General features: G+C 56.0%; 18 protein-coding genes. 9 read left to right on the top strand and 9 right to left on the bottom strand.

The genetic code is table 11. The features are described 5' to 3' along the window. Together ACAM29_RS03055 and ACAM29_RS03050 are read right to left on the bottom strand one after the other, a co-directional pair. Window positions 1-468, bottom strand: a complete 468-nt coding sequence (locus ACAM29_RS03055) for a polymer-forming cytoskeletal protein (RefSeq protein WP_369623167.1) — start codon at window positions 466-468, stop codon at window positions 1-3. Next, window positions 417-1,352 carry a M23 family metallopeptidase gene (locus ACAM29_RS03050; protein ID WP_354405919.1) on the bottom strand — a complete coding sequence of 312 codons (936 nt, stop codon included), beginning with the start codon at window positions 1,350-1,352 and terminating at the stop codon, window positions 417-419. Before ACAM29_RS03050 ends, ACAM29_RS03055 begins: the two co-directional genes overlap by 52 nt. A 156-nt stretch (window positions 1,353-1,508) precedes the next feature. Between ACAM29_RS03050 and ACAM29_RS03045 the strand changes: the two genes are divergently transcribed. Then, window positions 1,509-3,872 carry a proline dehydrogenase family protein gene (locus ACAM29_RS03045; RefSeq protein WP_369623166.1) on the top strand — a complete coding sequence of 788 codons (2,364 nt, stop codon included), beginning with the start codon at window positions 1,509-1,511 and terminating at the stop codon, window positions 3,870-3,872. Here the strand turns inward: ACAM29_RS03045 and ppnN are convergent, their stop codons facing one another. Continuing rightward, a complete protein-coding gene (gene ppnN, locus ACAM29_RS03040; protein ID WP_369623165.1) occupies window positions 3,873-5,264 on the bottom strand; it encodes a nucleotide 5'-monophosphate nucleosidase PpnN in 1,392 nt (463 codons plus the stop codon). It abuts the gene before it with no gap. A 217-nt stretch (window positions 5,265-5,481) separates the two neighbouring features. Here ppnN and ACAM29_RS03035 point away from each other — a divergent pair, with 217 nt between their 5' ends. The 4 genes from ACAM29_RS03035 (at window position 5,482) to ACAM29_RS03020 (ending at window position 11,366) form a co-directional block, all read left to right on the top strand. Then, window positions 5,482-6,870 carry a PhoH family protein gene (locus ACAM29_RS03035; RefSeq protein ID WP_369623164.1) on the top strand — a complete coding sequence of 463 codons (1,389 nt, stop codon included), beginning with the start codon at window positions 5,482-5,484 and terminating at the stop codon, window positions 6,868-6,870. Between the two features lie 393 nt (window positions 6,871-7,263). Next, window positions 7,264-8,754 (top strand): malate dehydrogenase (quinone), encoded by a 1,491-nt coding sequence (mqo, locus tag ACAM29_RS03030; RefSeq protein WP_369623163.1) that lies wholly within the window; start codon window positions 7,264-7,266, stop codon window positions 8,752-8,754. A gap of 101 nt (window positions 8,755-8,855) precedes the next feature. Next, window positions 8,856-9,158, top strand: a complete 303-nt coding sequence (yidD, locus tag ACAM29_RS03025; RefSeq protein WP_369623162.1) for a membrane protein insertion efficiency factor YidD — start codon at window positions 8,856-8,858, stop codon at window positions 9,156-9,158. Window positions 9,159-9,182: 24 nt separating this feature from the next. Next, a complete protein-coding gene (locus ACAM29_RS03020; RefSeq protein ID WP_369623161.1) occupies window positions 9,183-11,366 on the top strand; it encodes a hypothetical protein in 2,184 nt (727 codons plus the stop codon). A 6-nt stretch (window positions 11,367-11,372) separates the two neighbouring features. Here the strand turns inward: ACAM29_RS03020 and ACAM29_RS03015 are convergent, their stop codons facing one another. Then, window positions 11,373-12,182, bottom strand: coding sequence for a mechanosensitive ion channel family protein (locus ACAM29_RS03015; RefSeq protein WP_369623160.1), 810 nt, complete (start codon window positions 12,180-12,182; stop codon window positions 11,373-11,375). 130 nt (window positions 12,183-12,312) lie between these two features. Between ACAM29_RS03015 and ACAM29_RS03010 the strand changes: the two genes are divergently transcribed. Next, complete coding sequence (locus tag ACAM29_RS03010; protein WP_091823700.1) at window positions 12,313-12,885, top strand: TIGR04211 family SH3 domain-containing protein; 573 nt, start codon at window positions 12,313-12,315, stop codon at window positions 12,883-12,885. Here ACAM29_RS03010 and ACAM29_RS03005 read toward each other — a convergent pair. Together ACAM29_RS03005 and ACAM29_RS03000 are read right to left on the bottom strand one after the other, a co-directional pair. After that, window positions 12,882-13,088 (bottom strand): hypothetical protein, encoded by a 207-nt coding sequence (locus ACAM29_RS03005; RefSeq protein ID WP_091823703.1) that lies wholly within the window; start codon window positions 13,086-13,088, stop codon window positions 12,882-12,884. The genes ACAM29_RS03010 and ACAM29_RS03005 overlap by 4 nt on opposite strands. Window positions 13,089-13,122: 34 nt before the next feature. After that, window positions 13,123-15,669 carry an EAL domain-containing protein gene (locus ACAM29_RS03000; protein WP_369623159.1) on the bottom strand — a complete coding sequence of 849 codons (2,547 nt, stop codon included), beginning with the start codon at window positions 15,667-15,669 and terminating at the stop codon, window positions 13,123-13,125. A 167-nt stretch (window positions 15,670-15,836) separates the two neighbouring features. Here ACAM29_RS03000 and ptsP point away from each other — a divergent pair, with 167 nt between their 5' ends. Further along, complete coding sequence (gene ptsP / locus ACAM29_RS02995) at window positions 15,837-18,152, top strand: phosphoenolpyruvate--protein phosphotransferase (protein WP_091823842.1); 2,316 nt, start codon at window positions 15,837-15,839, stop codon at window positions 18,150-18,152. Between the two features lie 4 nt (window positions 18,153-18,156). Here ptsP and ACAM29_RS02990 read toward each other — a convergent pair whose 3' ends face one another. Beyond that, complete coding sequence (locus ACAM29_RS02990) at window positions 18,157-19,062, bottom strand: RimK family alpha-L-glutamate ligase (protein ID WP_091823708.1); 906 nt, start codon at window positions 19,060-19,062, stop codon at window positions 18,157-18,159. Window positions 19,063-19,390: 328 nt separating this feature from the next. Here ACAM29_RS02990 and ACAM29_RS02985 point away from each other — a divergent pair, with 328 nt between their 5' ends. After that, complete coding sequence (locus tag ACAM29_RS02985) at window positions 19,391-20,428, top strand: glutathione synthetase (protein ID WP_091823711.1); 1,038 nt, start codon at window positions 19,391-19,393, stop codon at window positions 20,426-20,428. After that, window positions 20,412-22,394, top strand: coding sequence for a flavohemoglobin expression-modulating QEGLA motif protein (locus ACAM29_RS02980; RefSeq protein ID WP_369623158.1), 1,983 nt, complete (start codon window positions 20,412-20,414; stop codon window positions 22,392-22,394). Before ACAM29_RS02985 ends, ACAM29_RS02980 begins: the two co-directional genes overlap by 17 nt. An 18-nt stretch (window positions 22,395-22,412) precedes the next feature. On the opposite strand, the gene ACAM29_RS02975 is transcribed toward ACAM29_RS02980, so the two are convergent. Then, entirely contained in the window at window positions 22,413-23,252 is an 840-nt protein-coding gene (locus ACAM29_RS02975; RefSeq protein WP_369623157.1) for a class II glutamine amidotransferase, read from the bottom strand. A 3-nt stretch (window positions 23,253-23,255) separates the two neighbouring features. After that, on the bottom strand, window positions 23,256-24,443 hold the full coding sequence (locus tag ACAM29_RS02970) for an MFS transporter (RefSeq protein ID WP_369623156.1): 1,188 nt from the start codon (window positions 24,441-24,443) through the stop codon (window positions 23,256-23,258). Between the last annotated feature and the right edge of the window lie 120 nt (window positions 24,444-24,563).

Genomic DNA, 24,563 nt, shown 5'->3' with positions numbered 1-24,563 from the left:
CTAACTTCCCTTGGCGCTGAGGGTGATACGGTCCGGCAGCGAGTCGATCAGACTGTAGTCGATGCTGCCACTGCGCTCCCGTACCGTCTCTTCAGGGTGATATTCCAGTTGTGGCGTTACTTGAAGCCGGCGCTCGCCGACAAAACAGCCCTGGGGATCAATGCTCAGATTATCGCTGTAGACGGTAGCCCGTACCTGCCCACCACGTTCGATATGCAGTTGATCGCAGATCAGCTCACCTTCCAGCACACCACTGACTGTTACGTTGCGTGCCTTGATACGGCCACGAACACAACCATGGCGCCCGATGGAAATATCCTCGGACGAATCGACACTGCCCTCAAACAGGCCATCCACATGCATCTTGCCGGATACCTGGGTATCACCTTTGAAGTGATTGCCCTGAGCGATGATGGTTACTGCAGACCGACCTGATTTAGCGGATACATCGCGTTTAATGATTCCCAAGGTACCTCCTCGACACGACTGAACAGGGAGTCGAAATTATCCAGCCCCCACTGTACAAAGGGCTCCGGGTTCAGAGGCTGATACAGATGTCGAACCTCGTAGTGCAGATGAGCACCGGTGGAGCGACCGGTGTTGCCACTCAACCCGATCTGCTGCCCTTTGTAGACAAAGCTGCCGCTTTTGACCTGCACCTTGTGCAGGTGCGCATAATAGGTCTTAAAACCGAAATTATGCTGCAGAATGATCAGATTGCCAAAGCCGCTGCCCTTGCGATAGCCGGCATACTCAACCACACCATCTGCTGTGGCATACACGGGAGTGCCTGTGTCAGCCTTAAAGTCAGTACCATTGTGCATTTTGCGGGTTTTGAGCACCGGATGGAAACGCATGCCGTAGCTGTCATTCACCTGCTCCGCCTGGATCGGCACCCCGTTGGGAATACTGTGCAGCAGGAACAGACGCTGACGAGCGGCCAGCCGAGCGAGTTCCAGCCTTTGCTCAGCATTGTCGGCAGCGCTGTCTTCAGCCAAAAGCCCCAGCATCGACTCCAGATCATCCAGAGCAGTACTGAATTGATGGTTTTCCAGCGCGAGTTGCTCACGTTCTTCTGACAGACTGGACAGGGTTGCTCCCAACTCCCCCAGCTCGGATATATAGAGCTGCTGGGTACCCAGTAACATTTCATACTGCTCGTTCAAGCTTTGATGGTCACGTTCCAGATCCGTCAGATTATCGTGGGTCTTCATCAACAACCAATTGGATACAAAAAAACTCAGCGCCGACACCAGCAGGAACATCAGCATCAAATAGCCCAATACCCGGTGAAGGGAATACTGCCGGGAGCCACGCACAGTGGTCAGTGTCAGAATCAGCTTACGTCGCAAACGGGATACTCATACGCTCAAATCCAGCTACTATAACCCGAGTACCCCCACGCCACCAGTAACACGACCCTGATCAACGCCACTGGCAAAAGGGAGTTGCTGGAGCGTTTTTTAAGGTAGACTGGGTCACGACCACTCATTGTGCGGAGTAGATGGATGTTACCGCTGGCACTCTATATTTCGGATGAATTCAGGCTGTTGAGTCGAGCCCAGCTGCAGCGAGGCGTAAGCCAATACTTTACGGTCCCTGACCAGCTATTGGTCAGTGCCTGGCAGGAGTTGAAAAACCTGACTCCGGAAGTATGGCAACCCGGGTGCAGGCAAGAACAAATCCAGACGGATATCTGTCTGCCGACACGACTGCCACCGCCGCTGAGTATTGAAGAATCCAATCAGCGCTTCAACCAATATCTGAACTCGCCAACACCGCGGAACACCCCGCTGATCATTAATCCTGCTGATCTGCACCCTCGTTTCGAGCCGCTTCTGCGCGAGCGAATCAGCGAGGGAATCAGCAAACGGCTACAGGTAATTGCCTTGGCTGCACGCGAGCAGGGACGCGAAGTGCTGTTACTCTCCCCTTCGGAAGAGGCTCTCGAACTTACACTGGGCATTTTTACCAGCACCCTTGCCCTGCCGGGTCTGGAAGGCTGGAACCATTTTGGTATCTGCCTTCCGACAGCATCAAAACGCGCACTTCCAACCCTGGGATATCTGGAACACTTGGGGCGTGCGTTCAAGCTTAACATTCCGGTCCTGCTGCTAACTGGTGCACCGGAGACCTCGGAAATCAGTAACGCCCAACACCTCGGCTACCCTGAATATCCAGTCATGACTGACCCTGCACACTGCGACATCGCATTTGAGCTGTGCGACACTTTCCTGCACAGTACCAATAACACCTGCCTGCGTACCCGGCTCGCCAAATCCCGCCCTTTTCCTGATCACTATTCAGCTCCATTACCACCAACCGACATCTACTTGCCGGCCAGACTGAACGCCACCGGCCCCATACGCGGTCAATGGTTGATTGAACAGACACTGCAGGACGCATTGCAGCGTGTTCAACGGGAAAGATGGGTTGCCTGCCCTCTGATCGCAGGTGAGAGCTGCACCGACACGCTGGCCAGAGAGCGCTTTAACCCTGCTCATGTTGAAGACATGATCGGCGAGGTTTGCGATTGTACCGAAGCGCAGGTGCGTGAAGCATTTCAGCTGGCCGTGGAAGCACAGCCCGACTGGAATGGCGTTCACGTTTCTCACCGCGCTGATCTGATACTACGCTGGGGACAGCGATTACAACAGGAGCTGAATACACTGGCCACTTTGTGTGTTCGCGAGTCAGGACTTGTGCTGAATGATGTACTGGGTGATCTGCGTACCGCCATCAACCTGTGCTACTACTATAGCGCTCAGGCTCGAACACAGCTGCAGACACGCCCCCTGCACGGCCTGCACGGTGAGGTGAACCAGCTGGAACTACACGGTCGCGGTGTCTACATTTGCATCACGGATGACAACGACCCACTGGCCACTCTTGTGGGTCAGCTGGCGGCCATTCTGGTCAGCGGCAATGCTGTTTTGGTCAATACAGGTAGCGCCACGGTTTTCAGTGCGACCCGACTTATCGAGCTGCTGCTGGAAACAGGTCTGCCTGAGTCGCTTGTCGCACTGCTACCGGGACCTACCGAACGGGTTTCGGCCTGGATGGCTGAAGACTACCGGCTGGCAGGTGCCGTGTTTTTTGGTGATGCCAGTGAAGCCACAGCTCTGAATGCGATGATCAGCAACCGCTCAGGGGCTCCGCTGGTACCGCCTCTTACTCACAGCAGCCTACCCGGTACTCAGCTGGTTGACCGACCACTGGACAACCGTGAAGTACGCGAACTACTGCACAGTGCCTTCAGTTTTGCCGGCCAGCGACGCGCCTCGCTGGGCATGCTCTATATTGAAGAATCGATAGCCGACCAGCTGGAAGCCCAACTGATCAGCAGCCTGCAGCTTTTGCACCTGGGCGACCCGGCACAACCTGACACCGATATTGGCCCACTGGTCAGCCGTCATCAGATGGACCGGGTCTATCACCATATTGAGCGACTGCGGGTGCGTGATCGCTTGCTGGCACAACTGCCACTGGACGATCGCCATGACAATGGCTTTTTTGTACCCCCAACGCTGCTGCGACTATATACCCTGGATGAGCTGCAAGACTGTGTAAATGGCCCCATCCTGCACCTCATCCGTTACAACCGGGAGAACCTGCAGCGTGTGATCGACGAAATCAATCGTTACTGCCAGGGGCAGGCATTCGGCATTCACACCCATGATGAAGCACTGATCGCTCGGGTACGACAACAGCTGCAGGCGGGCAGCCTGATGATCAATCGCAGCCTGGCCGACCTGTCAGCCGGAGTAAGACCTGCCGGCGGAGCAGGCACATCGGGTACCGGGCCGCTCTATGGCGGCCCCAACTACATCACATCATTTGTGCGTGAACGCACCATCTCGCGCCAGCTCTGATCAGCCGGCCGAGGCACGATTGTTTCGTGCCAGCCGGAAACAGGGCTGGTAATCGTCATGATTGATCTTCATGCGGCGCTGTGACACGAAGGATTCCAGCAACTCATCCAGCGCCTCGATCACCTCAGGTTCGCCGTGCAGCTCGAACGGCCCATGCTGCTCAATGGCCCGAATGCCCGGTTCCTTGACGTTACCAGCCACAATACCGGACAGCGCACAACGCAACTGGGCTGCCAGCTCATGATCCTCCTGCCGACGAGACAGGTTAAGCCCGCGCATGTTGGCGTGTGTCGGCTCGAAAGTCTGCTGCAGCGACAGTGGGATATGCAGCTGCCAGTTGAAATGGTACGCCTCTCCGGTCGCCTTGCGATATGAAGTCACAGCTTCGAGCCCCACCCGCATCCGCTCCGCCACCTCATACGCATCGTCCACAATGATTTCATAGCAGCTGGCGGCGCGCTCCCCCAGCGTATTGCGGATAAAGCGATCCACGGTCTCAAAGTAGGCCTCGCTGCCAGCGGGACCGGTAAAGATCAGCGGAAATGGCTGTTCTGTATTATCCTGCTGCAGCAAAATGCCAAGGATGTACAAAATTTCTTCTGCTGTACCAACCCCACCGGGGAATACGACAAAACCGTGCCCAAGCCGTACGAACGCTTCCAGTCGACGCTCGATATCAGGCATGATGATCAGCTCGTTAACTATCGGATTGGGAGACTCAGCCGCAATAATGCCTGGCTCCGAGATACCCACATAACGGCCATCATGGATGCGCTGCTTGGCATGGGCAATCGTGGCGCCCTTCATCGGCCCCTTCATGGCTCCCGGACCACAGCCGGTACAAATATTCATACCGCGCAGACCCATCTCGTAGCCCACCCGCTTGGTATAGTCATATTCAACCTGATTGATCGAATGCCCGCCCCAGCATACCACCATGTTCGGCTTCACATGGGGCCGCAGCGCATTGGCATGACGCAGGGTGTTGAATACCTGATTGGAGATGGTACCGGACAGGTCCAGCCCCTCGCAGCAGCCATCAATTTTGTCACTGACATAGAGCAGGTCACGCAGCACCGCAAACAGGTGCTCGTGAATCCCCTGAATCAGTTCACCATCGACAAACGCTGCGGCTGGTGCATTGATCAGATCCAGCTGCACCCCTCGGTGCTTCTGACTGATCTGCACGTCGAACTCGCGAAAGCGATTCAGCACCAAACGGGTACTGTCCATTTCGCTGCCACAGTTCAAGACCGCCAGTGCACACTGACGAAACAGGTTGTACAGGCCGCCCTGGCTTTTGTCCTGCAGCCGGGCCACTTCATAAGGTGAAAGAACATCGAGATTGTCCAGCGGTGTTACGCTGGAGGTAATGTAGTGCTCGGTCATCATACTGACCTCCTTGTTCGCTACTGCTTTGACACACGCCGATACCTGCGTGTGGCTTTAACTATGAACGCTACCGGACAGATTTACTACCACCGCATGTCAACCCTGTTACAGCACCTCACTGAACTGATATGCAGCAAAAGCCTAATCGGACGCGTTGTAATTGATCTCACCTTGAATTAGTTTGAAGCCATACACTGTCGTACAAGGAAGCCTGCCGATGTCTGCATCAAAACTGTATATCCTGGACACCAACGTTCTGCTGCATGATCCCAAGTGTCTGTTCCAGTTCAAGGAACAGGACATCACCATCCCGATGACCGTGCTCGAAGAGCTTGACTCAATCAAGGACCGCAAGCAGAACGTAGCCGCAGAGGCGCGGCATGCCATCCGCGTGATCGACAACATTCTGTCCAGTGCCACCAACGCGAGCCAAATAACTAAAGGCGTACGCATTCTGGTGGAAGGCAAGGAGCGCGAGCAGAAGCTGGGCAAGCTGTCGATTTTCCCGGACCATGAACTGACCAGCCGCCAGGGCTTTTTGCCGGACATAAGCAACAAGGACAATCGCATCATCAACTGTGCGCTGCACCTGCAGGCCACCTTCCCTCACCGGCAGATTGTTCTGGTTACCAAGGACATCAACATGCGCCTCAAGGCGCTGGGAGCGGGCCTTCAGCGGGTGGAAGACTACCGCACCGACCAGCTGGTATCCGACATCGACATGCTGCCGGCCGGACACCATCATCTGGATGCCCCCTTTTGGGAAGGCGTGGATAAGGTCGACAGTTTTCAGCAAGACGGCCGCACCTACCATAAGGTGGATCGCAGCCTGTTGCCTGACACCTACATGAACGAATACATCTATGACGACAGCAAGGATTTTGCAGCGCGCACCGTGAAAGTGGACGAAACGACCGTCACCTTGATGGATCTGGGCTATGACCGCTTGATGCAACAATCATGTTGGGGTATTCAACCGATTAACCTGCAGCAGGCATTTGCGATGCAGTCGTTGATGGATCCCGAGGTTGACCTCAGTATCCTGCTGGGTGCCGCCGGCTCGGGCAAGACGTTGATAGCGCTGGCCTGCGCACTGGAAATGGTGATAGAGGAGCAGCGCTTCAACAAGATTATCGTGACACGCTCCACACCTCCCGTGGCCGAGGACATCGGCTTCCTGCCCGGAACCGAAGAGGAGAAAATGACGCCCTGGATGAGCTCGATCAACGATAACCTTGAAGCCATGCACGAGCAGGACGAGCGTCCACAGAGCAGTGTCAAATACGCGATTGAGAAAGCCAACATTCAATTCAAGTCACTGAACTTCATCCGCGGCCGCAGCATACAAAATGCTATCGTACTGATTGACGAAGCCCAGAACCTGACTCCACAACAACTCAAAACCATTCTGACCCGCTGTGGCAAGGGCACCAAGATGGTATGTCTGGGTAACCTGGCCCAGATCGACTCCAATTACCTGACCGCACTGACTTCGGGCCTGACCTACATTGTCGAACGTTTCCGCGACTTTGAAGGTTCGGCAAGCGTTCACTTCGAGGGTATCTTCCGCTCACGACTGGCCGAGTACGCCGAAGAGCACCTCTGAGCAGTGTCTGCCTGCGCAGTTGCAGCGAACCAAACGGTTCGCTGCAACAGTGGAATTCAAATCCGCGACAATCGCGAGACCAAAGTCTAAAAACCGCTTCAACGCCTTATATCACGCGGGTTACAGCCTGATGACACCACCCCCGCAGGGCAGCGGGTTCAAGCAGTGAGTTTTATTCTGTCGACAGTTGCATATAATGCACCGCACCAACGTATTCAGCGTAAATAATCATGCAATCTGCGCGCGGGACCGAGCATCAGCCGGTGACCGCTGCAGTGAGACCCCGAGGTCCTGACCGGTTTTGTGCCCAACGGCACGGGTCCGATCAGGTGTGCCAAAAGCCTTCCTCCCGGTTTCTGAATCCCATTGTTTACGATCAAATGGCGAACTCATATGACCACTAAAACTGTAGATGTGCTGCTTGTCGGTGCCGGTGCCATGAGTACCACCCTCGGGATGATACTCAAACAGCTGGACCCGGCCCTGAAGATCTGTATGGTCGAGCGTCTTGACCATGTTGCGCGCGAGAGTACCGACGCCTGGAACAACGCCGGTACCGGCCATGCGGCCTATTGCGAGTTGAACTACACGCCTGAGCAGCCTGATGGCAGCATCAATACCACCAAGGCGTTCGCAATCAACACCTCCTTTGAGGTCAGCCTGCAGTTCTGGTCCTATCTGGTCGAGCAGGGTAACCTGCCTTCACCCCGTGAGTTCATCAACCCGGCTCCGCATCAGAGCTTCGTCTGGGGCGAAAAAAACGTTGAGTTTCTGCGCAAGCGCTACGCCGCGCTGAGCCAGCACCCCTGTTTCAAGGACATGGAGTACAGCGAAGACCACGCCGTATTGCGCGAGTGGATGCCGCTGGTAATGCAGAACCGCGACCCGTCCGACAAGGTTGCCGGCACCCGGGTTCGCTATGGCTCCGACGTCAACTTCGGTGCCCTGGCACGCAACCTGGTCAGCAACCTTGAACAACAGGATGGCTTCGATCTGCTGCTTAGCCGCAACGTCAAGGATCTGAACAAGAACAGTGACGGCAGCTGGGACGTGGTGCTGAAAAACAGCAGCAACGGCAGTTCTGAAACCGTTCGCAGTCGCTTCGTGTTTCTTGGTGCCGGCGGCGGCGCACTGCCACTGCTGCAGAAATCTGCAATCGAAGAAGGTCGGGGGTATGGCGGTTTCCCAGTCAGCGGCATGTGGTTGGTCTGCAAGCGCCCCGAAATCATTGAACAGCATCAGGCCAAGGTCTATGGCATGGCACCGATCGGGGCACCGCCCATGTCGGTTCCACACCTGGATACCCGCGTGATCGATGGCAAAAAAGCGCTGCTGTTTGGTCCCTTCGCTGGCTTTACCACCAAGTTCCTCAAGCAGGGCTCGTTTCTGGACCTGCCACTGAGCATTCGCCCAAGCAACCTGGCACCGATGATGTCGGTGGCAATGCACAACATGGACCTGACCCGCTACCTGATCAGTGAAGTGCGCCAGTCACACCGTTCGCGGGTTGAGTCTCTGCGCAACTTCTTCCCGGATGCCAAAGAGGAAGACTGGGAACTGTCCTATGCCGGTCAGCGTGTGCAGATCATCAAGCCCGGTACCGAGCGCGCGGGCAAGCTGGAATTCGGTACCGAAGTGATAACCTCTGCTGACGGCTCACTGGCGGCACTGCTGGGCGCATCTCCGGGCGCTTCCACCGCTGTCAGCGCGATGTTGAGCATCGTCGAGCGCTGCTTTGCAGAGCGCATGAAGGAAGAGAGCTGGAAACAGAAGATCACCGAACTGGTGCCTTCCTACGGCCAGAATCTGACTGAAAACACAGAACTGCTGCTTCAGGTGCGCAAGCGCACGCTGTCGGTACTGGAGCTGGATCGTCAGTCTTGATCACTTACCGAGGGGCCTTTTACAGGCCCCTCACAGTTCTCTTCACTGGCTGTTGCCTGCTGCACGGGCTATCATCTGCAACAGATGGTTTCGAGGTTCCCATGCATCGACTGACCCAATGGCTTAAAAAACTCCTTATTCTGCTGGTGCGTGGCTACCAGCTGCTGCTCAGCCCCTTTCTCGGCAACAACTGCCGTTTCTATCCCAGCTGTTCCAGCTACATGATCGAAGCGATCGAAGTACATGGCGTGTTCAAAGGGCTATGGCTCGGTACTCGACGCATCCTGCGCTGCCATCCCTACAGTGATGGCGGAATTGATCCCGTACCTCCGCGCTGTGGCTGTGCCGACCGCGACGAGCGTTCCGAATTGTCACAGCCTGACTACACTGAAAAGAATCACTGACCGCCACCGGCTGCAGGAGCAAAGATGTTTTCTCCACTGAGTGTCATTCTGGTTGTTGTTGTCTACATCGCGTTCCTGTTTGGTCTGGCTCAGTGGGGTGAGCAGCGCACACGACGCGGCCAGCCGTTTAACTCGGCTACCCTGTATGCCCTGTCTATGGGAGTCTACTTCACCACCTGGACCTTCTACGGCAGTATTGGCTTTGCCACTCAGTCCGGTCTGTTGTATCTGGGTATTTATGTTGGCGCTTTACTGTCCATTTTCTTCTGGCAGATGACCCTGAGGCGCATGATTGCGGTTAAGGAAACATTCCGTATCACCAGCATTGCCGACCTGATTTCGACTCGTTACCGACGCTCGCAACGGATCGCGGCGCTGGTAACCTTGATCGCCTTTCTCGGCCTGCTGCCCTACATCAGCCTGCAGCTTGAAGCGGTGGTGCGTTCTTTTCGCCTGATCACCATTGAAGAAGCCGATGGTATCCACTGGAGCTCTTCAGGGTTGCTGATCACCCTGATGATGGTGGTGTTTACCATTTTATTCGGAGTACGACGCCTGGACCCCACCGAACGGCACCAGGGAATGATTCTTGCGCTGGTGGCCGAATGCGTAGTCAAGCTGGTGGCCTTTTTGGTACTGGGCGGCTTCATTACCTGGTACTTTTTTGATGGTCCGGTGGATATGTATCAACAGATCCAGACCAACGGCTATCAACACCTGCTCGGGTTGGGAGGCGAAGATTCGGGTATCCAGTGGCTGACGCTGATCGTACTCAGCTTCGTTGGTGTGCAGCTGCTGCCACGTCAGTTCCATGTAGCCGTGGTGGAGAACGTGTCACCCCGTCATCTGGGCCGTGCACGCTGGATATTTCCGCTATATACGGCTCTGATCACGGCCTTCGTGATTCCTGTCGCCGCAGCCGGCATGATTCTGGGCCTGCCCGAAGCCCGCGCCGACTATTTCATGCTGATGGTTCCACAGGCATTGGGCCAACCGCTTCTGGCATTACTTGCCTTTGTTGGCGGCTTTTCAGCAGCCAGCGGCATGGTCATTATCACAACCATGACACTCTCAACCATGGTCTCCAACCACCTGTTACTGCCGGTCTGCGAGAAGTTCGATAATCTGCGCTGGATGCGTACCTGGCTACTGCAGGTTCGCTGGGTACTCGTGGCGCTGATTCTGTTTGGCAGCTTTGGTCTGGCACGGCTGCTCAGCGATACGCACATGCTGGTGGCGGTAGGCCTGATCTCATTTGTAGCTGCACTGCAGCTGGCACCGGCAACCCTCATCGGTCTGTTCTGGTCTCGCGGCAACAGCATGGGGGCTTTTCTTGGCATGCTGGTCGGTTTTGCCCTCTGGGGATGGACATTGATCATCCCAGCCTGGGTGGAGGAAGGCTGGGTGTCAGCCATTCTGCTCAATAACGGGCCTTTCGGGATTGAGTGGTTGCGACCGGAAATGCTGTTTGGCCTGGACCTGCCTCAAGTCCCTCATGCCGTATTCTGGTCTCTATTGGCCAACATCCTGTTTTATCTGCTGGGGTCCTGGTTCTACCACCCACAAAAGCACGAACGCACCCTGACTACCGAATTCCTGTATACAACACGAGCACTGCGCACTCAGGAAAAAACACGCCCTACCGGACTCAATGCGTATATCGAATTAGCCCCCAAATTGGTGGAGGCGGAACAGTTACTCAAGCGCTACCTGGGTGAAGAGAAGGCGCAGCACAGCGTAAATCGTATCGCCGAAGACCTGCAGGTTTACGACAAGAGTCACATTTCGGTTGTGGAGTTGATGGAGTTCCACCGCATGCTGGAGCAGGTACTGGCAGGTTCAATTGGGGCTGCCAGCGCGCATACTGCCATTGAGGAAAGTATTCGCTATACCGACCGGGAACGCTCAGACCTGACCGCCATTTACAGCCATATTGTAAACGAGTTGCAGGGGTCCTATCGTTTTCACCCGGACAAGGCGCACGAGCCACAAAATCACAGCTTTGAAGCATTGGATGATCTGCAGAACCAACTGGAACGGTTGCAGCTGAAGGTGGATCAGCAGAAGAATCAGATTGAGCAGCTTGAAACGCGCCTGGAACAGCGTTACCAGGAGATATTCGATTATCGAGTGGAAGCGCAGCGCCTGCGTCATGAAAACGAGACGCTGCGTCAGCAGCTGCTGCAGGAACCCCAACAGGAGGGGTAGGCAGGTTCAGTCGGCTGACTCTTCCCGATGGAAATGGACATCCATCTGCGGGAAGGGAATGCTGATTCCCTGACGGTCAAACTCCAGCTTTACCTTTTCTGTGGTATCCCAGAGCACCGGCCAGTAGTCGGCATTTTTGACCCAGGGACGCACGTTGAAGTTAACACTGCTGTCGGCCAGCGCCGCCACATTGACGACTGGCTCAGGCTCTTTCAGTACGCGCTCATCCTGAGCAAGAATATCAACCAGAATTTGCTTGGCTTTCAGCAGATCATCGCCGTAGCCAATGCCGAATACCATATCCACGCGACGTGTCTCACGTGTGGAGTAGTTGGTAATATTGTCAGCATAGATCTTGCCATTGGGGATAATGACTTCGCGATTGTCGCCGGTACGAAAAATAGAGTTGAAAATAGTGATGTGCTCCACAATACCGCTTACGCCACCGGCTTCAACGAAGTCACCCGCCTTGAACGGACGAAACACAATCAACATCACACCTGCAGCGAAGTTCTTCAGCGAATCCTGCAGTGACAAACCAATGGCCAGACCAGCCGCACCGATCAAGGCGATCAGCGAGGTAGTATCAACACCCAGCTGACCCAGTGCAGCAATGATAACAAACAGCAGCAGTAGAGCATGCGCGATGGAACTGATGAAGTTGATCAGCATTACATCCATTTTGCTCTTGCGCAGCAGTCGCCCCACCACATTCATCAACAGTTTCACAACCAGACGACCCACAAAAAAGATCGCGATTGCCAGGGCGATATTGACCGCCCAAGGTAAAATATATTCCTGAGAAAAGGCTTCCATTTGTGCTCCCCTTGAAAATTCAGGCACATTAATCATGTTTTGCTGCCGTTCATGTACGGGACAGCTCCTAAACGATAAAGTGTTTGTAGTGTAAAATCATGTTTTTGTTGATTACGCAGATGGGAAAACGATGAGAAAAACAGCCCTGTTCACCGCCCTGCTCAGCTTCTCGTTACCGGTTCTGGCTGAGAAAGGACATATTGCCGACGATGTGTACGTTTTTTTCCACGGCGGCCCAAGCAATGAGTACCGTATTACCGGCCGGGTTAACAGTGGCGAGCCCGTGGAAATCCTGGGACGTAACAACGGTACCGGTTACGTTCAGATTCAAACAGAGAGTGGTCGTACCGGCTGGATGCCCGATCAGTTTGTAGCGACGGGGGACAGCAAGCTGATCGAACTGCCAAAACTGGAGCAGTCTCTGGAGCAAAGCAAGGCCACCATCAGCCAGCAGGCAAAGACCATTGAGCAGCTCAACACCAGCCTGAGCCAGCTGAAAAGCGAGAATGGGACCTATGATGATCAGATCAGAACACTCAACACCGAGATTCGGGACTTGCAGTCTCAGATTGCAAACATGGATCAGAGCAACCTGATGCGTTGGCTGACCTATGGAGGCCTGATCGCCTTTGGCGGCGTCATCCTGGGGCTGGTGATGCCCTATATGCCGCGCAAGCGCAAACGCCGCGACGACTGGTTCTAGGCGCTGACACGCCCCAGAGACGGAGGCAGGGGTTCCAGTTCGGCAAACCCTTCGCCTCTGGCCCAATAATGGCGCCCCTGCTCTACCCTGATCACCCCTTCAAAGCGCTGCTGCAGGTATTCGACCGCCTCTTCCAGCGTATCAATATCACAGAGTATTACGCCGCCGCGCTCGTTGTCGGTGGCAAAAATATAGCTTTTCACGCATTCACTCCCGCTGAAGTCTCAGGCCATCGCCTCATAACTGAGCCGAATCATCCGGTGAAAGGAGAGCATTGGCCTGATAGTGTTCAGCCCACTTCACCAGCTCCTCCGCCCGCATCGGCCGGGCAATATGGTACCCCTGCGCCTGATCACAGCCAAGCTCATGCAGCACCCGCAGATCCTGCTCGTTCTCGATACCTTCCGCCACAACTATCAGCTCCATCGCATGACTCATATCGATCATGGCCTGTACCAGCCGCGCGTCAGTACTGCCTGCCTGTACTCCACTGACGAAACTGCGATCAATCTTGAGCATATCGAGTGACATCTGGCGGATATAACTGAGGCTGGAGTAACCGGTACCGAAATCATCAATGGCGATACGCACGCCTTGATTGCGCAAGCGGCAGATTTCATGCTCGGTGCGCTCGGCACTGTGCAGAAAACTGGTTTCAGTCAGCTCCACCACAAACTGATCGGCCGGTAACCGGTAGGTCTGCAGTGCCCTGAGGACCTGATCCGCCACTTCAGTACGCTGAAACTGACGAGCAGAGAAGTTAACCGACATTTTCAGTACCAGGCCCTGAGCCAACCAGTCAGCCGCATCCCGTACAGACTGATCCAGCACCCAGGCACCAATTGATTCAATCAGGCCGGTATCTTCGGCCACCGGGATAAAATCATCCGGCGCTACGCGTCCCAGTTCCGGGCTGTCCCAGCGAATAAGGGCTTCGACACCCAGCAGAGTGCCACTTCGAAGACAGACCTGTGGTTGATACACCAGGGTGAACTCTTCACGTTCCAGGGCCTGATACAAGAAACTGTTAATACGATAACGACTCAGCGTCTGCTCGTGCAGAGCGGGCGAAAAGAAGCAGATATTGTTGCGGCCCCGCTCCTTGGAGTGCTCCAGCGCCACCTCGGCAGCTCGCACCAGTTCTCCCGGCTCATCGGCATCAGTCGGAAAGACCGCCACACCCATGCTGCCACGTACACGCACTTCACGATCATCAATCAGGATCGGCAGTGACAATGCCCTGCTTATCCGGTCAAGACAGGCCGTGATGCAGGTCTCATCCCTGATCTCTGTCAGCATAATATAAAACTCGTCCCCGGACGGTCTCGCCGCGGTGCCGCACTCCTGCAGCGCAGACTCGATCCTCTCGGCAATCTGCTTCAGCACCTGGTCGCCACCACTGTGGCCAAAGCGATCATTAATCTGCTTGAACATATCCAGATCCAGCGCCAGAAGCGCCAACGATCGCTGCTGCTCGCGGGCAAAACCCAGCGCCATCTGCAGCCGGTCATGAAAAAGCCGACGGTTGGCCAACCCTGTCACACTGTCAAACCAGGACAGCTGCTGCATGCGTGCTTCCGAGCGCTTGGCTTCGGTCAAGTCATGAAATATGGCGGCATACTGTGTAATCTGGCCGTCGTCATTCTCGATGGCGGTAATGCTGAGCCATTCAGGATAAATACTGCCATCCTTGCGACGGTTCCAGATCTCCCCTTGCCAGCGCCCTTCTTGCTCCAGAGTCTGCCAAAGCTGACGGTAGAACTGACGATCATGACGCCCTGAACTGAGCATGCTGGGGTTACGCCCCAGCGCTTCCCAGGCTTCATAACCGGTGATGGCGGTAAACGCCGGGTTAACGCTCTGAATATGACCCGTGCCATCCGTGATCACAATCCCCTCGCGGGATGCATCAATCACCCGTTCAATCAGGCGCAGGTTATGCTGAGACTGTTGCAGGGCACGGCTCTTGTCATGCAGCAGCTCTCGCAGCCGATAGATGTAGTCCAGCTCGACACTGCGCAGTATATCGCCATAGGAGGCCAGGCCAATCACTGTCTCGTTGTGATCCTTGACGCCGATATGACGGCAGTTGTGCTCTCGAAAATAGCGCCGCACATTATAAAGGCTCAGGCGGCTGTCAACGGATATCAAGCTTGGCAATGCCAGGCCAGCCAGCGGCTGATCCAGGTCGACCGCTTCGGCCAGCAGACGAATGACATCGGTTTCAGTCATGATCTGCCAGCCTTGAGCATCATCACCTACCAGCATGGCGGTATAATTCACGCTGCGCAGGCGCTCGATTGCCCGCCTCAAGCTGCAATCCGGGGACAGTCTGAGTACATTGAAGTTGGTAATTTCTTCCAACGATTTGAGAAACAGGTCGTGCTCCAGCCCTTGACTGTTAACGACATCACTCTGGCTGACAATACCAACCCATTGACCGGCCATCCCGACAACAACTGCATGGGCTGCACTTTGACTGATGAACTCAAGCCCCAACTCATCCACGCTCAGATTGGCATCCACCTGCAGTACCGGTGCCAGCATACTGGCTTCAATCAGGGTATTGCTGGAGCCCTGCTGCAACACCAGCTGCATCGCTCTGCTACGGGTCAAGAGCCCCACCGGACGGGCACCATCTTCCACCAACACCGAGCCAATATGGTGCTGCGCCATCAGGGTTACCGCCTGCGACAGGGGGGCACCGAGTTCGATGCTGATAATTTCAGCCTGGCAGATTGCTGCAACCTTCATTGCCGGCAGATGTCGGAGATGTGTATTCATGATCTGCAAGATTACCACACTTCGCAATTTGCGCTAATTGTAGTCTATCAGTGACAGATTTTTGATTCGCATCAAAGCATTGCTCTGCTGTCACAGCTGTGACAGCATCCATGCATTACCTGCCGATTGCCGGATTCATTGTCGGAACCTTTTTCGGAACTGCGACCATGCAACAACCCTCTCTGAGCGCCCTGACCGCTATTGTTGAACAGATTGCGCGTACCGGCGATCCTGAAGCAATGATGAGTACCATCGTCCAACGCCTGTGTCAGCTGATGCACGTTGATGTATGCAGCCTTTACCTGTGCACACCGGATCAGGAGCATCTGATCCTGGCCGCGACCGAAGGTCTGTCCAGAGAAGCTGTTGGCAAGGCCCGACTGAAGCTTGACGAGGGACTGGTAGGACATATAGCCGCCTCACTGAGCACTCTCAATCTTGGTGATGCGCCGGCGGATGATCGCTTCGTGTTCATTCCGGAAACCCACGAAATGCCGTACCACCGCTTTCTTGGCGTGCCACTGATCCATCTGCGCCGTCTGGTGGGTGTACTGGTGGTGCAGGGGCGCGAGCGTGAACCTTTTTCCCAAGAGGTTGAGGCCTTCCTGATTACCATCGCTTCCCAGCTGGCCGGCAGCTTGCATGCCCTGCAAAGTCGGGGGGACTGGTACGAGCAACGCCCGCGCAGCAATCGCGGCGTGTACCGTCGCCATGTCGGTCTGAAGGGAGCCCCGGGGCTCGGCCTTGGACGGCTGTGGCTCGTAAAACCACACATGTCGCTCGATCAGGTTCAGCCCGGGATCAACAGTGATCCGGTGCAGGAGCGCGACGAATTGCTGGCGGCCATCTCCATGGTCAGTGACGAGCTTGAGTCCGGTTCAGGCCATCTTGGCAGCCACCTGCCCAGCGATGTACACGCGCTGTTCAGCGTCTATCAAATGATGCTGCACAGTCCCGAGCTGACCCAGCAAACACTGGCACTGATTGAGGCCGGCGACAGTGCCGCCTGGGCATTGCGTCAGACAATCGAGCAAATGGCTGATCAGTTTCACCAGTCGGAAGACCCCTACCTGCGCGCCCGTGGTGAGGATATCGCCAACATCGGCCAGCGGGTACTGAACCAGCTTTTATCGCGCGAACGCCCAGTCATCGAAACCCCGGATGAAGAGCTGGTCCTGGCCGGCGAGCTGGTCAGTATCGCCGACCTGGCTGACTTTCCACTGCAACAGATTCGCGGCATTCTGTGCACTCAAGGGTCTACCCTGTCCCATACCGCCATTGTCGCCAATGCGCTGGGGATTCCTGCAGTGATGGGGCTGGAGCAACTTGAACCGGAGCACCACCGTGGCGCTCGCGTGATTGTTGATGGCAACCGAGCAGAAGCCGTACTCAACCCGCCACCACCGCTGTTGGCTGAATACAAGCGGATGATCGCGGAAGAAAAACGTTTTATGGAAGGGCTCGAGAAGCTGCGCGATGAGCCCGCCGTAACCCAGGATGGTTTCCGCGTAACCCTGCTGACGAACACCGGTCTGCTGGCAGATGCCACTCCCGGTCTTCAGCGCGGCGCTGAAGGGGTTGGTCTGTACCGGTCGGAAATTCCGTTCATGATTCATGACAGCTTTCCTACCGAGCAAGAGCAGTTCACCCTGTACCAGAAGGTGCTGAAGGCCTATGCGCCCCGGCCCGTTACAATGCGTACGCTGGATATCGGTGGCGACAAGCAGCTGCCCTATTTCGACATCAGCGAGAGTAACCCCTATCTGGGCTGGCGTGGTATCCGCTTTACGCTGGACAATGCCCAACTGTTGATCAGTCAGGTGCGTGCCATGCTGAGGGCCAATGTCGACACCGACAATCTGAAGCTGTTGGTGCCGATGGTTGGACGGGTGGACGAGATGCAGGCGTTTCGCCAGTATGTGGAGAAGGCGGTCGATTCACTGCTGCGCGAAGGACATCAGGTAAAAGTGCCACCGATCGGTATGATGATCGAAGTGCCCTCCTCCATGTTGCTACTGTCAAAGCTGGCCCCCTACATCGATTACGTTTCGATCGGCTCCAACGACCTGACACAGTATCTGCTGGCGGTAGACCGTAACAACCCGCGCGTCTCGGCGCTGTTTGACCATCTTCACCCGGCGGTACTGGTGGCCCTGGAGTATATTCTGCAGCAATGCAAAGCCCTGTCACTGCCGGTGTCAATCTGTGGCGAGATGGCTTCAGACCCGGCAGCAGTACTGGTACTGACTGCCATGGGCTATGACTGCCTGAGCCTCAGTGCCTACAACATTCCCCGTATCAAGCTCCTGATCCGCTCGATCAACCGGGACGAGCTGCTGCCGGTACTGGAGCAGGCCAGAGCCTGCAACAGCGAAGCCGAGGTACGTGCACTGTTGCTGCCTGTACTTGAACAGTATGGCTGGGGACGTGAGCCACGCCCGCATCTGAACGACCCTGACAACGCCGAAGCGGGCTACCAATAACAGATTAGAAGTTACCAAGGCGGATACAGAGGAAGTTGTAGATCTCGTTCACCACATCCACCTCGCAGCAGCTCTCCACACCTTCAAAGCCGGGGGATGAGTTGGCTTCACACACCTTGTAGTGATCGCCGGCAAACAGCAGATCCACCCCCGCGATCTCCAGGCCCAGTACTCTGGCGGTTTCGATCGCCAGCCATTCGATTTCGGGAGTCATCGGATAGGGCCGAACCGAGGCCCCGCGGGAGAAGTTGGCCTTGAAGCTGCCCTCTTCCGCCACCCGCTCCATGCAGGCCACAGCTCGCCCCCCGATCACAATCACGCGCAGGTCTCGGCCACGACTGTCGGCGATGAACTCCTGCAGAATGATGTTGGCTTTGGGGTTGGTCAGCTCCACCATCTGCATCAGGTCTTCAAAATGGTTCAGGGTTTCGCACAGGAACACGCCGCTGCCCTGAGAGCCGGAAAGCGTTTTTACCACCACCGGAAAACCGATCTGTTTTTTCACCAGTTCCGGGTTGACCGGAAACTTAACCAGCATGGTTTTGGGTACCGGTAGCCCGTTCTGAGCCAGAATCTGGTGACTGTAGAGTTTGTCCTTGACCGTATCGATGCTTTCGGCCGAATTGAAACTGTGTACCCCAAGGCGCTCCAGGTGACGAATGACCGCCAGCGCAAAGTAATTGGTGCCTGCCCCCATGCGAGGCAGAAAGAAATCCGGCAGCGGGGTGGACTCGCCGTTGATCATTACGCTGTTGCGATCATCACGGGTGACCGTAAGGTCGAAGTCCTCGGGCTGATACACGCGGATATCGATGCCGTGCGAAGGCGCACGCGCAACCAGTCGCTCAAGTTCGTAGGTTTCCTGTTTGACCAGGGTGCTGTCCGATTTGTAAAGAATCCAGCCAAGCATCTGTCGGGGCTACTCCGAAGGGTGTGAGCGGCGATATTAAGCCCGCCACATGAGCTGTACCAGAGTCTAGGCCAAAAAGTTTTACACCGCCTGCCACAACATGAACACAGCACACTATACTCAGGCGAATAGATGAAAAAAATCCATGTTTCACCGGGTAAAAAGTGTTGTGTCAAACGGCGATATGGCGTCCAATGCGCGCACTTGTCGCACGCTGTCCAGACCTGTACAGCGGCCCTTTTTTACCCCCTATATCTGACACACTGACAGCTTCCTGATTCCGGCAGATGTGCTGCCCGGTACGTCTGTCTGTCTGCAGGAGAAAGACATGAAAATCTGCTTTCTGATGTACCCCTGGGAACAAATCAAACCGGACACCGACACCACACTGCGCATGGTGCATGAGGCGGCCCTCCGTGGTCATACCGTGGCGATCACTTCACCCGCCAACCTGACCATTCGCGACAACATCAGCAGTGCGTTTTGCAACGTATTGCGCAAGGGCAGCAAGGTGTCGGACAACATTCCATCCTTTTACCGCCACGCCGAATTCCGCCGCAGCCGTCTGCCACTGGCTGGCTTTGATGCCATCATCGTGCGTCTGAACCCGCCGCTGGATACCATCGTGCTGAACTTCCTGGATTCGGTTCATGGTGAAGTGTTCATCATGAATGGACTGGATGGCCTGCGCATTGGCAACAACAAACTCTATACAGCGGCATTTAACGGCCCCGCTGCACAGTATCTGCCGGTGACCCATGTATCCAAGAACAAGGACTACCTGGAAAAGGCACTGGATGAGTCACCCGGCGAGCGCATGATCCTCAAGCCGCTGAACGGCTTCGGTGGCAAGGGAGTGATCGTCATCGAGAAAAGCGCGCGTCAGAGCTTCCGCTCTCTGCTCGACTTCTACATCGGCAGTGGCAGCAGCAGCAACTATGTCATCCTGCAGGAATACATTGAAGGCGCCGAGAACGGCGATGTCCGTATTCTGATGCTCAATGGCGAGCCGATTGGCGCAATGCGCCGCATCCCGGCCGAGAACGACATGCGCTCCAATGTGCATGCAGGCGGTCGCGTAGTGAAACACACCCTCACAAAACAGGAGCTGGAGCTGTGCCGCAGCTTCGGCCCGAAACTGGTGCGTGACGGCCTCTACTTCACCGGTCTGGATGTGATCAACGGCAAGCTGCTGGAAGTGAATGTCATGGCACCGGGCGGTATCGTCCGAATCAACAAGCTCAACCGGGTACGCCTGCAACGTCAGGTGATCGACTTTGTCGAGAATGTGGTCGAGGCGCGCAACATGGTTGAACAGCGCAAAACCGCTTTCCGCAAGGTGATCGAAGATGCAGACGCTGTCTGAAGCCCAGGTTGTCAGCCTGATCGAAGCACGCCAGCCGATTCACGCCCGGCTGCGTAACGCAGGGCTGACCATCCGCGTTGATGAGTATGTGCCACTGGTATGCACTGTTTTACATGCGGGCACCAGCCTGCGGCCTGAAATAGCCTCGCGGCTGGCCATCAGCGCAGAGCAGCGGCAGCGTTTCGAGACGACCGGTACAGAGCAGCTCGCCGCCCTGCTGCCGATCACGCTGATTGTTGAAGAGTCTCGCCTGGGCTGCGACCTGAATTTTCCGCTGTCACAATGCCTGCGCAGGCGCATCGACGGCCGCAGCCTGTGGCAGCGCCCTCCCACCAAGCAGATGCAACAGCGGGCTCATCGTCAGCACCAACGCTTCTACCATCTGCTGGATGCACTGTTGGATGCACTGGAAGAGGACCATGGCCACTGCCTGCTGATCGACCTTCACAGCCACCCACGAGAGCCAGGTACCGAAAGCGGGATTTTTCACGTCATCGCCAGTCAGGTACGTTTGCCGGAAGGTGAAACGGTGGTCAATGGTCTGCTCAAGCAGCTTGACCAGATCAGCCTTCCCAACCAGAGCGTCAGTGTATCAACCGGTGAACCGATACATCAGGGAGAGTACCTGGGTGCTCATGTGAACACCCGTCATGAACAGACCCTGACCATCCCCTTACAGATCGACCCGGTATTCCGCGACAGCAGCGGCGCCCTGTATCCACTGGTGGTGGATGCACTTTGCACCGGGCTGCATCACAGCCTGTACGAGGCCGCCGCCATTCTGGCCCGGCAAAGGTCGGGCCAACGGATTCGCGGCCATGACCTGATGCCCAGCGAACTACCTGGTGAAGTGCTGCGCGTCGACCGCGCACTTAAAAAGCTGGCCAAGGGGTTGGAGACTCTGTTGTACATCAACCCTATCAATATTGCCCGGGAAGAGCGGCTGTTCATGCGCAACCGTGGTCGCTATCAACCGCAGTTCCGCTATCGTCAGTTGCGCATTGACCCTTATGTACACCGCGAGAAGCTGTACCGCCTGCCGGTTGACCGCATCCGCGACCCTGCCCTGCGCCAGCTCTACCGTGAGGTGATCGATGCACTGGCCGAGCGGATCGACCTGCTGGTCAGCATCGGCAGTGACCGCTTCCTGTATAATTCACTGCGTTATTACGGTGAACCTACCTCTGAAGATCTGGCGAATGCCCGTTTCCTGCTGCATGCCGCCGAACGGCCTGAAGAGCATAATGGCGTACGTTACAGTGCCGAAGAGATGATCCCGTTCTTCGAACAGAAAGCGCAGCAATGGGGGCTGGAGTGCAAGGTAGAGCTGTCGGATCGACTGCTGGCACAGGCGATGGTGAATAACGGCCGCAAGGCACTGCTGGTGAAACGCAGCGCCCGTGCCAGCGAGGCTGAGCTGCACGCGCTGGCACATCATGAGCTGGGGGTTCACATGAGCACGTCGCTCAATGCTGCTGCTCAGCCGCTGAAGGTGTTTACCCTGGGCCTGCCCGGGAATACCCATGCGCAGGAAGGACTGGCGATTCTGAGCGAGTACCTGTGTGGCCACCTCACGCTGAAGCGTCTCAAGACACTGGCATTAAGGGTCATCGCGGTTGACCAGATGATCCGCTACAACGACTTCTGCCGCACCTGGCGCACGCTGGTGGAAGATCACGCCTGCCCAGAGGAAGAGGCATTCAAGATCACTGCACGGGTACACCGTGGAGGCGGTTTTACCAAGGATCATCTCTACTTGAGCGGTTTCAGCCAGGCGTTGAAGCTGTGGCGCGAGGGGGATATCAAGGGGCTGTATATCGGCAAGACCGGCTTCAGCTACCTGCCACTGATCAACGAACTGCTGGCTCGCGGTCTTGTAGAGCCTCCGACCTACCTGCCCGACAGTCTGGTCAACCCACAAAATTGCAGCCCCGAGATCACCTACCTGGTGAACTGTATCCGCTGAATTGCTACAACCGGTCGTTCAGTATTCCAGCTGTTCCCGTGCCTCATTCCAAAGAGAGAGGCGCGGGCACTGATCCAGCAGCACCCCATCGCGAAACATCATCACCTCTCCTTCAGGCAATGGCTGCCAGCTACGTCCATCCAAAGGCACGCTTGCCAGCATTACGCCGGGGTTGTTACGCAGCGGTTCAATCTCGATACCGTCTATATGGGCGTTACCACTCTCGTCACACTCCAGCAGATGCAGTCCTGGCGCCGAAACAGTGCCATCAGCCTGACGCCTGCGGTCACTGTGGGCAAACAACAGCTCTCCGTCTGAGTAGAGAAAGTTGGCCGTACCGAGCTGGCGCATGCGTGCCGCAAAATCGGCCACCACCGCCAGTCGTACTTCCGGATCGGGACGCCCATCCTGCCAAACGGCACTGATGCGATTCATCAGTACACAGAAGGCACGTTCGGAGTCGGTTTCACCCACGGGACGGTAACCACCAGTGGGAAAACGCTTGGGGTTATGTATGAACTGGTTGAGATCACCATTATGTGCAAACAGGTGCATGCGTCCTGAGGCTTCTCGCTGAAACGGCTGGGTATTGCGCAGTGCCAGTTCGCCCTGAGTGGCATGCCGTATATGGCCGACAAACAGACTTGAAGGTCGATGACGCTCCCGCAGCCAGTGCGCCGTCTCACTGTGAGCACAAGCGGCCGCTTCACGAATCAGCTGGACATCTGCTCCCTCATACCAAGCAAAACCCCAGCCATCGCCATGAGGACCTTCCAACCCACCATGACGAGCAAAGCGTTCCAGTGAAAGTGACAAATGCACAGGTTCAGCCGTTGAGATCGCCAGCAGCTCACACATGATTCAGGATACTCCAGCTGGTTGCGGAACTTCCTGCTGTCGACGCAAGGGCTCCAGCAACAGGATTGCCAACAGGGTAAAACCCACTACCGGGATCATCAAGGCGTTCATCGCCTGCCAGCCCAGGCTGGACTCCAGCCAGCCAGCTGCCAGCGCCGAAAAGGTGACCGTCCCGAATACCAGAAATTCATTGGCGGCCTGAGTCCGCGCCTTCTCAGCCGGCCGATAGGCCCTGGTCAGGAAAGAGGTTGCGCAGATGAACATCCAGTTCCAGCCCAGACCCAGCAGGAACAGCGCACTCCAGAAGTGCCACTCGCTGACACCGTGCAGGTTGATGCCAATACACACCAGCATGATGATCGCACCACAGAGCATAAGGCGCACTTCGCCAAAACGACGAATAAGCTGGCCAGTAAAGAAGGATGGCAGGTACATGCCTAACACATGCCACTCAATGACGTTGGCTGCACTGGAAAAGGCATAGCCACAACGATCCATCGCCAGCGGAGTTGCTGTCATCAGCAGGTTCATAACCGCATAACTTGTCATGCCCACAATCACCGCCAGCAAAAACCTTGGCTGCAGCAGGATTTGCCGCAACGGCCTTACTTCGCCATTCGTTCCCTGCTGCATCGGCGGAATTCGAATTTGCGTCAGCAGTACAAGTGCCAGTAGATACAGCCCGGCGAGTACGGCAAAGGCACCACTGAAATCGGCGCCGAACTCGAAGTCGCGGCTGTGTACCGCCAGGTTGGGCCCCAGAATGGCGGCGATCACACCTCCGACCATCACCATGGAGATGGCACGACTTTCATAGCCCTTGTTGCACACCTCAACGGCGGCAAAGCGATACAACATGCCGAAGCCGATGCCCACCCCAAGGAGGGCAGTACCCGTACAGAACAGCACAAACGAACGCTGTTGCAGCGCCAACAGGCAGAGCAAAGCACCGCTGAAGCCTATCAGGTTGCCCAGAAAGAAGCCGTTGCGCCGCCCGATACGCTGCATGATCAGAGAAGCGGGAATGGTCGCCAGCATCAGACCTATGAACTGAAACGCCACTGGCAGCGTAATCCACTCACTGGCCGGTGCGAGCTGCAGCCCGATCAGGGCGTTGACCGATACCAGCAACACATTGCCGGTGTTCAACAATGCCTGACAGAGTGCCAATAACCAGACATGGCGATTCATATACTTATTCCATCCAAGACCAAAGCCAGCTATTTAACGGCGATCTCCCCCCTTGATGCAAGCCGTAGCGGAGCCCTGAGCCAAGCCGGGGCAAAAAAATACGGAAAAGGCGGCACTAAT

The sequence above is a fragment of the Marinobacterium sp. BA1 genome (assembly GCF_041155135.1).
Taxonomy (GTDB): domain Bacteria; phylum Pseudomonadota; class Gammaproteobacteria; order Pseudomonadales; family Balneatricaceae; genus Marinobacterium; species Marinobacterium iners.
The sequence above is the reverse complement of the archived record's forward strand: the minus strand, read 5'-3'. Positions and strand labels throughout refer to the sequence as shown.

Excerpts from the sequence above, each read along its gene's own strand:
- ACAM29_RS02970 (WP_369623156.1), bottom strand. The coding sequence starts at position 24,443 with ATGAATCGCCATGTCTGGTTATTGGCACTCTGTCAGGCATTGTTGAAC.
- ptsP (WP_091823842.1), top strand. The coding sequence starts at position 15,837 with ATGCAACAACCCTCTCTGAGCGCCCTGACCGCTATTGTTGAACAGATT.
- ACAM29_RS03000 (WP_369623159.1), bottom strand. The coding sequence starts at position 15,669 with ATGAATACACATCTCCGACATCTGCCGGCAATGAAGGTTGCAGCAATC.
- ACAM29_RS02975 (WP_369623157.1), bottom strand. The coding sequence starts at position 23,252 with ATGTGTGAGCTGCTGGCGATCTCAACGGCTGAACCTGTGCATTTGTCA.
- ACAM29_RS02980 (WP_369623158.1), top strand. The coding sequence starts at position 20,412 with ATGCAGACGCTGTCTGAAGCCCAGGTTGTCAGCCTGATCGAAGCACGC.
- ACAM29_RS02990 (WP_091823708.1), bottom strand. The coding sequence starts at position 19,062 with ATGCTTGGCTGGATTCTTTACAAATCGGACAGCACCCTGGTCAAACAG.
- ACAM29_RS03045 (WP_369623166.1), top strand. The coding sequence starts at position 1,509 with ATGTTACCGCTGGCACTCTATATTTCGGATGAATTCAGGCTGTTGAGT.
- ACAM29_RS03015 (WP_369623160.1), bottom strand. The coding sequence starts at position 12,182 with ATGGAAGCCTTTTCTCAGGAATATATTTTACCTTGGGCGGTCAATATC.
- ACAM29_RS02985 (WP_091823711.1), top strand. The coding sequence starts at position 19,391 with ATGAAAATCTGCTTTCTGATGTACCCCTGGGAACAAATCAAACCGGAC.
- ACAM29_RS03020 (WP_369623161.1), top strand. The coding sequence starts at position 9,183 with ATGTTTTCTCCACTGAGTGTCATTCTGGTTGTTGTTGTCTACATCGCG.
- mqo (WP_369623163.1), top strand. The coding sequence starts at position 7,264 with ATGACCACTAAAACTGTAGATGTGCTGCTTGTCGGTGCCGGTGCCATG.
- ACAM29_RS03010 (WP_091823700.1), top strand. The coding sequence starts at position 12,313 with ATGAGAAAAACAGCCCTGTTCACCGCCCTGCTCAGCTTCTCGTTACCG.
- ACAM29_RS03035 (WP_369623164.1), top strand. The coding sequence starts at position 5,482 with ATGTCTGCATCAAAACTGTATATCCTGGACACCAACGTTCTGCTGCAT.
- yidD (WP_369623162.1), top strand. The coding sequence starts at position 8,856 with ATGCATCGACTGACCCAATGGCTTAAAAAACTCCTTATTCTGCTGGTG.
- ppnN (WP_369623165.1), bottom strand. The coding sequence starts at position 5,264 with ATGATGACCGAGCACTACATTACCTCCAGCGTAACACCGCTGGACAAT.